The 8,127-nt window shown below is 70.5% G+C and carries 7 protein-coding genes; 2 read left to right on the forward strand and 5 right to left on the reverse strand.

Features of this window, described 5'->3' with window-relative positions; genetic code table 11:
* Positions 1–40: 40 nt before the first annotated feature.
* Entirely contained in the window at positions 41–499 is a 459-nt protein-coding gene (locus tag B2363_RS06315; RefSeq protein WP_286929192.1) for an NUDIX domain-containing protein, read from the reverse strand.
* Positions 499–1,281 (reverse strand): tRNA pseudouridine(38-40) synthase TruA, encoded by a 783-nt coding sequence (gene truA / locus B2363_RS06320; protein ID WP_313601052.1) that lies wholly within the window; start codon positions 1,279–1,281, stop codon positions 499–501. The genes B2363_RS06315 and truA overlap by 1 nt, the downstream gene beginning before the upstream one ends.
* A 75-nt stretch (positions 1,282–1,356) precedes the next feature.
* Between truA and B2363_RS06325 the strand changes: the two genes are divergently transcribed.
* Positions 1,357–2,571, forward strand: a complete 1,215-nt coding sequence (locus B2363_RS06325) for a purple acid phosphatase family protein (protein ID WP_286929196.1) — start codon at positions 1,357–1,359, stop codon at positions 2,569–2,571.
* Between the two features lie 15 nt (positions 2,572–2,586).
* Here the strand turns inward: B2363_RS06325 and B2363_RS06330 are convergent, their stop codons facing one another.
* The 3 genes from B2363_RS06330 to B2363_RS06340 form a co-directional block, all read right to left on the reverse strand.
* Complete coding sequence (locus B2363_RS06330; RefSeq protein ID WP_286929209.1) at positions 2,587–3,222, reverse strand: TetR/AcrR family transcriptional regulator; 636 nt, start codon at positions 3,220–3,222, stop codon at positions 2,587–2,589.
* A 111-nt stretch (positions 3,223–3,333) separates the two neighbouring features.
* The gene (locus B2363_RS06335) at positions 3,334–4,494 is read right to left on the reverse strand and encodes a CaiB/BaiF CoA transferase family protein (protein WP_286929211.1); all 1,161 of its coding nucleotides are present in this window, start codon (positions 4,492–4,494) and stop codon (positions 3,334–3,336) included.
* Between the two features lie 17 nt (positions 4,495–4,511).
* Positions 4,512–6,242, reverse strand: coding sequence for an AMP-binding protein (locus B2363_RS06340; protein ID WP_286929213.1), 1,731 nt, complete (start codon positions 6,240–6,242; stop codon positions 4,512–4,514).
* A 293-nt stretch (positions 6,243–6,535) separates the two neighbouring features.
* Between B2363_RS06340 and B2363_RS06345 the strand changes: the two genes are divergently transcribed.
* Positions 6,536–8,053 carry an ABC transporter substrate-binding protein gene (locus tag B2363_RS06345; protein ID WP_286929214.1) on the forward strand — a complete coding sequence of 506 codons (1,518 nt, stop codon included), beginning with the start codon at positions 6,536–6,538 and terminating at the stop codon, positions 8,051–8,053.
* The last annotated feature ends 74 nt before the right edge of the window (positions 8,054–8,127 follow it).

An 8,127-nucleotide genomic window follows, 5' to 3' on the forward strand; every position in this document is an offset into this window, starting at 1 on the left:
GTGCTCGATCCAGCGTCTCGCTTCGCTCGTCGCCACTCGATCACCGAGGGGCGGGGAGACGTTCCAGGAACACCGCCTGGGCCGCGACGACGACCTCGGCGGCGTCCTCGAGGCCGAACCAGGCGACCCGGTCGATCTCGGGGAACGCCTGCAGCGTGCCGGAGCCGGGCGGCCACTCGAGGTCGAAGGTGCCGGGCACGACCACCGTGGGATCCAGGTCGGCCTCGACGGCCCAGACGACGACGTCCTTGCGCGACTGGCGCACCGACCCGAGGTCGACCCAGGGGCCGTCGGGAACGGGGACGCCGAGCTCCTCGAGGAACTCGCGCCGGGCCGCGTCGGCTGGCTGCTCGCCCTCCTCGACCACGCCCTTGGGGATCGACCAGGCGCGCTCGTGGCGCTTGGCCCAGAACGGTCCGCCGAGGTGCCCGAGCAGCACCTCGCGCCGGCCGTCGCGCACGCGGTGCAGCAGGATCCCGGCGCTGAGCAGGCGCGCCATCACTCGTCCCGGCGCCGGCGCGACTCCTCGACCCGTGCGGCGAGCTGGTCGTCGGCGGGATAGACGACCTCCTCGAGCACGAGTCCGTGGGCCGGCATCACCTTCACGCGGGGGTCCCGCGTCTCGGCGGCGAGGATCTCGGCCGCGAACCGCGGCTCGTACCGCCGCTCGCCCACGGCGACGAGGCAGCCCATCAGCGACCGCACCATCGAGTGGCAGAAGGCGTCGGCGCGGACCGTGGTGGCGATCGTCTCGCCGCCGCGCACCGTGCGGAGCGTGAGCAGGTTGCGGATCGTCGTGGCGCCCTCGCGCTGCTTGCAGAACGACGCGAAGTCGTGCTCGCCGAGCAGGTGCTGGGCCGCCTCGTTCATGAGGTCGACGTCGAGCGGGCGCGGGGCAGCCGCGACCATGCGACGCTGCATCGGGTCGGGCCCCGCCGGGTGGTCGGTCATGCGGTAGACGTAGCGGCGCTCGATCGCGGCGAAGCGGGCGTCGAAGTGCTCAGGTGCTTGGGTGACGCGCAGGATCCGGATGTCCTCCGGGACGATCCGGCGCAGCCGCCGCTCGAGCACACCGGGGTGGCTGTCGACGTCGACGTGGGCGACCTGGCCGCGCGCGTGGACGCCCGCGTCGGTGCGTCCCGCGACCGTGAGGCGCGGCGGCTCGGGCAGGCGCAGCACGGTGCCGAGCGCGGCCTCGATCTCGCCCTGCACGGTCCGCAGCCCCGGTTGGGTGGCCCAGCCCCTGAACTCGGTCCCGTCGTAGGCCAGGTCGATCCGCATGCGCACGGGTCCACGGTACGCGCCGGCGACTCCCGCCCGGATGACGGATCCGAAGGACCGACCTACCGTGGAAGGGTGCGCACCGTGCCCGTGCTGGTCGCGGCGGCACTGGCCACCTCAGTGCTGCCGGCGGTCCCTCCTGCTGCGGCGGCCCCGTCGGGCATCCACCGGATCCTGCTCACGCCCACCGCGACGCCCGACCGCTCCCAGTACGTGTCCTGGAGCCGTGCCTCCGTCTCCTCGGGCCAGCGCGTCGTGGCCGTGGCGTCGAACGGCCTCACCGTCACCACCCCCGCGCGCCGCAAGCTGGGCACGACGCCGGGCACGGCCGGGAGCCGGCAGTACCGCTACGTCGCCAGCCTCGCCGGTCTCGCGCCGTCGACCCGGTACCGCTACCGGATCGTGGGTCGCGGGGTGACCACACGGTGGCGCGCCTTCACCACCGCGGGACCGGCGAACCGCTCCTTCCGGCTCCTGCAGTTCGGGGACACCCAGAACGACAACGACGGCATCCCGGACCGCATCATCACGAGGGCGACCGCGCGGTTCCCCGACGCGAGGCTGCTCCTGCAGGCCGGGGACGTCGTGAACAAGCCGTGGGTAGGTCGCGAGTGGTCGCAGCTCCACGAGGCACTCTCGCCGGCCGCGCAGTGGCGCAACTGGATCTCCTCGATCGGCAACCACGAGCAGTGCAGGCTGAGGTCCCCGTGCCGCTCGGGTGCGGGGCGGGGGTTCCGCTCGTACTTCCAGTTCCCGTCCAACGGGTTCCCCGACCAGCGCCGGACGTGGTTCTTCGTCGACCAGGGACCGGCCCGGGTCATCGTGCTCGACGCGTTCGCCTCCGACCTGCGCCGGCAGCGGTCGTTCCTGGCCCACGCCCTGGGAACGAACCGGCGGCCGTGGTCGATCGTGCTGATGCACAGCGGGCCGTTCGCCTCGGTGGGCGACCGGAGGAACACCGAGATGCGGAAGTGGTTCCTGCCGACGCTGGAGAGGTACGACGCCGACCTCGTGCTGTCGGGTCACGACCACTCCTACGCCCGCGGCCGCAAGGCGGGCGTCACGTACCTGACGTCGGTCAGCGGGCCGAAGTACTACGACTCCTCGAGCCGGGACTGGAGGGCGGGCGGGGCCACGCGGGTGAAGGCCGCGTACCGCACGTCGACCTACCAGGTGATCACCGTGACGCCCACGAGCCTGAAGGTGCGGGCGGTCGTGGGGCATCGCCAGGGTGCACGACCCGCGACGAAGGTGGGCCAGACCTTCGACGGGTTCACGCTCACGCGGTGATTCCGCGCCCGCGGCTCAGGTGGTGACGAACTTCAGCGCCAGATCTGCGTACTGCAGGCCGATCGCGGAGGGGGAGCGCGGACCGCTCTCGACGTACCAGCGGCTGACGTCGATGCAGACCGACATCAGCAGGCGGCGCGTGCCGGGGAGGTCGGGCACGGAGAACTGCCCGCTCGCGACCCCGGCGGCCAGGATCTCGTCGAGCAGCGCCATCGTCGCCCGCCGGACCTCGACGACCTCGGCGAAGTGCTCGTCGGTGAGCACCTGCATGTCGTTGTGGACGGGCCGGGCGATGAGGCTCCACTCCGCGTGCCAGGCAGCGTACGTGGCGACGAAGTGCCGCAGCCGCTCCACGGGGTCGGTGCTGAAGCGCAACGCCTGGACCAGTGCCTCGCACGAGGCCGAGTGGCCGTGCATGACGATGCGGAAGAACAGCTCCTCCTTGGAGGAGAAGTGGATGTAGATCGCCCCGGGGCTCATCTGCGCTCTCTGGGCGATCATCCGGGTCGAGGCGCCGTGGTAGCCGACCTCGTTGAACACCAGGGTGGCGCCGACGAGGATCTTGCGGGCGGCGCCCTCGGCCCGCGGCTGCCAGAAGGTGGCCACCCGCAGCGCGTCGTGGGCGGGGTCTCCGCTGGCTCGCGTGCTCACTCGTCTCTCCGTCTCGCCCGCGTCACGGGGGTCGAGGACGCGTGGTGGGAATGCTAGGTGGCCGCTCGCGCGGGTGACAAGCCAGGCGCGGCCGCCCGGAGCCGGGCCGGCTCAGGCCGGGGGACGCCGGTCCCGCAGGGCGGCACGGATCGGTCCGAGCACCTCCTCATCGTGCTCCCCGATCGCCGGGACCCGGAGCCGGCGCGGCCCGTCGGCCAGCCCGACCGAGGTCATCGGCCCCGGCGCGGCGACGGTGCGCCCGGCGGGGGACGTCACGCGGACCACGCTCTCGTCCCCTCGCGCGTCGAGGTGCCGTACCGCCTCGTCCAGCTCGCGGACGGGGCCGGACGGGACGGCCAGCTCGCGCATGAGGGCGAGGATGTCGTCGCACGCGCGGTCGCGGCACCACTGCGCCAGGTACTCGTCGACCTCGTCGCGCCCGGTCAGCACGGCCTCGTCGTACGGCAGCTCCTCGGCCCAGTCGTCGCGGCCGACGGCGCGGCAGAACCGCTCCCACTTGACGGGGCCGACGGGGGCCAGGTGCACGAAGCCGTCGCGGGCGGCGTACGTGTTCGCGATCGACACGGGCACCCGGTTGCCCTCACGCATGTAGGGGCGCCCGTCGAGCGACTCGTGGATGTCGTGGGCGAGCAGGCCCATGTAGGAGCTCAGCATGTTGACGTCGACGAACTGGGCCTCGGGCGAGACGTCGCGGACGCGCAGCGCCATCAGCACGGACATCGTGGCGCGGTAGGCGGTGATGTGGTCGGCGACGAAGGTGCCGATGAACATGGGGTCGCCCTCGGGTGTCCCGGTCATCTGCGGGATGCCGCTCATGCCCTGGATGATGCCGTCGAAGGCGAGCATCGCCCGGTCGGGACTGGTCGCGCCGAAGCCGGTGATGTGGACCATGATGATCGACGGGTTCACCGCCTTCAGGGCCTCGAACCCCCAGCCGAGCCGCTCGGGCACCTCGACGCTGTAGTTCGTCACCACGACGTCCGAGTCCTTTACGAGGCGCAGCAGCGCCGCCAGGTCGTCCGGCTCCTTGAGGTTCAGCACCACGCTGCGCTTGCCGCGGTTCTGCGCCGAGAAGTAGATGCTGTCGTCGTCGGCCAGGGGCATCGCCTGACGAGCGAGCTCGCCACCGGGCGGCTCGACCTTGATGACGTCGGCCCCGTGGTCGGCCAGGATCTGTCCGGTGTGCGGCCCCGCGATCGCGTGGGTCAGCTCCAGGACCCGGATCCCGTCGAGGGCAGGCGTGGTCGCCATGGGCGCTCCTTCCGACGTCACTGCGGCGCGATCGACGAGGCCAGCTTCTCCAGGCCGACCTTCGACACCTTGCCGGTCGGCGCCAGCGGCATCTCGTCGATGATCTCGACGCGCGGGATCTTGTACGTGGCCATGTGGTCGCGGCACCACGCCAGCAGGTCGTCGGCCGTGACCTCCGACGCCGCCCCGGGTTCGAGCTGCACGTAGGCGACGGGCACCTGACCCTTCTTCGGGTCCGCGATGCCGATCACGCCGCAGGCGGCGATGCGGGGGTGCCGGCTGAAGAGGTGCTCCAGCTCGGAGGGGAACACGCTCATCCCGTTGACCTTGAGCATCTCCTTGGTGCGGCCGAGGTAGTGCAGCGCGCCGGTCTCGTCGATCATGCCGATGTCACCGGTGTGGAGCCACCCGTCCCGCAGCGTCTCGGCGGTCGCGTCGGGACGGTGGTGGTAGCCACGCATCATGCTGGGGGAGCGCACGATGATCTGGCCCTCCTCGCCCACCGGGAGCAGCTCGCCGGACTGGAAGTCGACGATCGCCACCTCGGTGCCGGGGATCGGGATGCCGGTGAAGCCGGGCCGGCCCTTCAGGTCGGCGTCATCCTGCTGGAGCCCGAGGGTGAACGTGTCCAGGGTGTGGTCCTCGGTCATGCCGTAGGAGCTCTCGCGGATGATGCCCGGGGCGCCGGTCTCGCGCGCCCACCGCTCGCGGATCTCGACCGTGAGCTTGGTGACGAACGACATCGTGACGGGGGACTTCATGGAGGCCAGCGACAGGCCCGAGTCCTTCGCCGAGTCGAGGAGCTCGAGGTAGCTGTCGACCGTGCCGGCCATGGCGGTCACGCCGTACGCGTCGATGGACCGCAGGACCTCCTCGGCGTCCCAGCGGTAGTGCAGCACGCAGGTGCCGCCGGTCATGACGGACACGAGGAAGGCGTCCTCGCCGGCGATCCAGAACACCGGGACGAACACGAGGCTCACCGTGTCCGGGCCGCCGCCGAAGCCGAACTGCCCGCCGCTCACGGCGGTGTAGAGCATGTCGGCCTGCGTGTGCTCGCAGCCCTTGGGCATGCCGGTCGTGCCGCCGGTGTAGTTCAGCGCCGCGAGGGCGTGGGGGTCGTCGGGGTCGGCCGGCACGGGCAGGTCGTCGCGGTCGACAACCGAGAGAAAGCGCGTCGTGTCAGGGGTGACCGGCGCGTCGGCCACCATGCCGCGCGGGAGGTCGGCGCCGTCCGGCAGGAAGTCGGTGTTGGCCGAGGCGATGACCTCGGCGACGTCGGTGCCCTCGCCGCCCGCACGGAACTCCGTGGCGACCTCGTCGAGGATGAAGGCGAAGGTGGCGGCGGAGTCGAGCAGCTCGTAGTTGATCTCCTCGCGGCGGAACATCGGGTTCACCGGCACGTGCACGCCACCGGCCTTCAGGATGCCGAAGAACGCGATGATGAACTGCGGGCAGTTCGGCATCATCACGGCGGCCCGGTCGCCGGGGGCGAAGCCGCGGTGCACGAGGTACGCCGCGACCCGGTCGCTCGCGCGGTCCAGCTCGGCGTACGTGACCGTCCGTCCGTGGTAGACGATCGCGGCGTGGTCGGGGCGCTCCGAGGCCCACGACCGGAGGTAGTGCGTGACCGTGGACTCCCCGAAGGGGTAGTCGACGGTGCGCCCGACCGCCTCGGGCCAGGCGCGCTGGCGGAGGTCCGCCAGGTTCGCCAGGTACGGATCGATCTCGCGGTGGAACTGCTCCGACATCCTCACAGGAAACGCACCTCTCGGCCGACGATCTGACTTGAAGTTGAAACAAGTTTCAGTTTGAACACTATGACCTTCATCACGTCTGGTCAACGCCACATTCGCGCGGGCCGGTCGGGGAATTCCCGCTGAACGATCGTTCACCACTGGGGCGTGGCGAGTTGAGGTCCGTGCGGTGCCGTTGAAGATTTCCCCTTGCCTGATGTGATTTCCGTCTCTATCGTCGTCGGCACGAGGACCTAAGCAGTCGCTTAGACCACTCGAGCGTGACCACCTGCGAAAGGAACCAGCTCATGATCAGGTCCCGAATCGGCGTCGCCGTCGCGGCCGCCGTGCTCGTCGCGGTCAGTGCCTGTGGAGGAGGAGGGTCGGACGAGGGATCGGGCAGCGGCACGCTCCGCGTGGCCACCCAGGCCGACATCTCCTCGATGGATCCCATCAGGGGCAACTCCGGTGGCGACCACCAGATGCTCTACCCGCTCTACGACACCCTCGTGTCGTTCGACAAGGACCTGAAGCCCCAGCCCGGGCTGGCCGAGTCGTGGGAGTACAAGTCGCCGACCGAGCTCGTGCTGAAGCTGCGCGAGGGCGTCACGTTCCACGACGGCGCGCCGTTCAACGCCGAGGCGGTCAAGTACAACCTCGAGCGCGCCGCGGCCGAGGGCTCGAACATCGTCGCCGACGTCGAGTCGATCGAGTCCGTCGACGTCGTCGACGACCTCACGGTGCAGCTGAACCTCGCCCAGCCGAACTCCGCGCTCGTCATGACCCTGGCCGACCGCGCCGGGATGATGGTGTCGCCGAAGGCGGCCGAGGCCGCGGGTGGCGACCTGAGCACGAAGCCGGTGGGCGCCGGCGGCTGGAAGTTCGTCGAGTGGAAGCGCGGCGCCTCCATGACGTACGAGAAGTTCGACGACTACTGGGACAAGGACGTCGAGCGGATGGACAAGGTCGTCATCAGCGTCATGCCGGAGCCGAAGACGCGAGCCACGTCGCTGCGCTCGGGTCAGCAGGACATCGCGTGGGACATCGTGCCGTCCGACGCCGAGTCGATCCAGAAGGACGACAGCCTCACGCTCGACGAGCAGCCCCGCATGTGGACCTGGATGATCTACACGAACCGGGCCTCCAAGGAGCTCGGCGACCCGCGGGTCCGCCGGGCGCTGAGCCTGGCCATGGATCGCGACCTGCTCCTCAAGAGCGCGTACTTCGGCCTCGGTGCGAAGCCGCGCGGCTTCCTGCCCGACGGCTACTGGGCCGAGCCCGCGGACGACGTCCAGCTGGACTTCGACCTCGACGAGGCCAGGAAGCTGATCGCCGACGCCGGCGCGGAGGGCCTGACCTTCGACATGCTGCTCTACGCGGACGCCACGTCGACGCGCGTCGGGGAGATCCTCAAGGAGCAGTGGTCCGAGATCGGGGTGACCGTCAACCTGATGCCCCGTGAGGTCAACCAGGCCAACGGCGACTACTTCAACGACATCAAGACGCCGGCGTTCTTCGCGGCGTGGACCGGCCGTCCGGACCCGGCGCTGACCTACCGGCTGATGTTCACGAAGGAGGCGTACTTCAACACCTCGAAGCAGTCGACTCCCGGCATCGAGGAGGCGCTCGCCAAGGACGCCGGCCTGACCGAGCCGGAGGAGCGCAAGGCGGCGCTCGACGATGCGTCGCGGGCCGTGGTCGACGACATGCCGATCATCCCCATCGTGTTCCAGCACTCCCTGACGGGGCTGGGGGAGAAGGTCGAGGGCTTCGAGAACAACCTGCTCGGCAAGCCGAAGCTCACGGGCGTGACGTTGAAGGAGTGACCCGAGGGAGCGCCCCGGACCGTCGTCGAGGACGGTCCGGGGCGTCTCACGTCTCGACCGTGCTTCGCCGTTGC

Source organism: Aeromicrobium sp. UBA7512 (assembly GCF_002476985.1).
Classification (GTDB): Bacteria; Actinomycetota; Actinomycetes; order Propionibacteriales; family Nocardioidaceae; genus Aeromicrobium; species Aeromicrobium phoceense.